2 protein-coding genes are annotated in these 1,161 nt (G+C 47.5%); both read right to left on the bottom strand.

The window, feature by feature from the left end:
- Positions 1-231 precede the first annotated feature (231 nt).
- The gene (locus tag ACRC27_RS05155; RefSeq protein WP_438639342.1) at positions 232-555 is read right to left on the bottom strand and encodes a hypothetical protein; all 324 of its coding nucleotides are present in this window, start codon (positions 553-555) and stop codon (positions 232-234) included.
- A 222-nt stretch (positions 556-777) separates the two neighbouring features.
- The coding region (locus ACRC27_RS05150; protein ID WP_438639341.1) for a LysR substrate-binding domain-containing protein at positions 778-1,161 on the bottom strand (384 nt) is incomplete at its 5' end.

Raw genomic sequence — 1,161 nt, 5'->3', positions numbered from 1 at the left:
ATTTAACCGGTCATGGAGGGCGTAAAGTTGTATATAAGTGATTACTTACCTTCGACGTACTTTCAGTTACCTTACATAACGTTTCATTAAGCGAAATCTACGTTGATAAGTTTAATGATACCCGCAGAGATGCCCGATCCGGCATCTCTGCTCTATTTTTGTAGCCCTATCTCTATCCACTATTCCACTAGTAGACATATCACTCTCGCAGTGTGCCACAGCGGGTACGCGCTAGTCACAGAGCGAAGTTGATACTAACTCACGCACAAATTCGCGTTTGATGGTGGTCGGGGTAATGTAGAACACGGTCACGGCATCACCGCTTTGGATGTAGGCAGCACGAAAGTTGACCTTATCGACCACCACTTTATATTCCTGAATGGTCAGTTGGTGTCTTTTCAAATCGTAAGCCGGTTTTATTTTATGCGGACGATGCAAAAAGATCTCCGGTAATACCGTGTGCACATTGTGTTTTACGGCCGCTTCGCACTGCGCATATTTTCTGAAAAAGCGCTGCAGGTACTTATTGTCTTCCAACTCGATAGTTAACATCATCGGCACTTATGCTCGTATTTACACTCATCATTGACTCTTTGAGCAGTATACGCCACCGGAGTACACCCTTAGACTCAGTGAATTGTTATAAATGATAAGTGATGATGTGTGGATTTATCTGGGCCACGCAGGCGTTCACGGTCTCGCTGCCGTAGCACAAGCTTACGGCAGCGGTGAGGTTATGAGGTTTTAAGCGATGAATATTTCGTCTTAAATGACGGATTAAATATCGAACTGCAAAACGTGCTCGTCTTGCGGCTCTTTCCAGATAGCTTCTTTGATATCGCTGATACTTAACGACGGATTACAAATCTGCATAAAGCGCAGCACATAAGCGCGCTGATACTGTGCGCGCCGCACCGCCAACCACGCGGTATTTGGGGTGAACAGGTGGCTAGCATTGAGCTGCACCAGATCGGTGTCCTTGCGTGGATCGAACGCCATCGAGGCCATAATCCCGACCCCCATGTCTAGCTCGACATAGGTTTTGATGACATCGGCATCTTGGGCACTGAGCACCACATCAGCGGTTACGCCAGCTTGGGCAAATGCCGCATCAATACGGGAGCGCCCAGTTAGACCGGGGTAATAGGTGATCAACGGGTA

This window comes from Plesiomonas sp. (assembly GCF_051650925.1).
Lineage (GTDB): Bacteria > Pseudomonadota > Gammaproteobacteria > Enterobacterales > CAMTGL01 > Plesiomonas.
Note: the sequence above shows the minus strand (reverse complement) of the source record. Positions and strands in the feature narration are given on the sequence as shown.

What these genes read in the sequence shown, in the direction of transcription:
- ACRC27_RS05155 (WP_438639342.1), bottom strand. Translation starts at nt 555, where the DNA reads ATGATGTTAACTATCGAGTTGGAAGACAATAAGTACCTGCAGCGCTTT.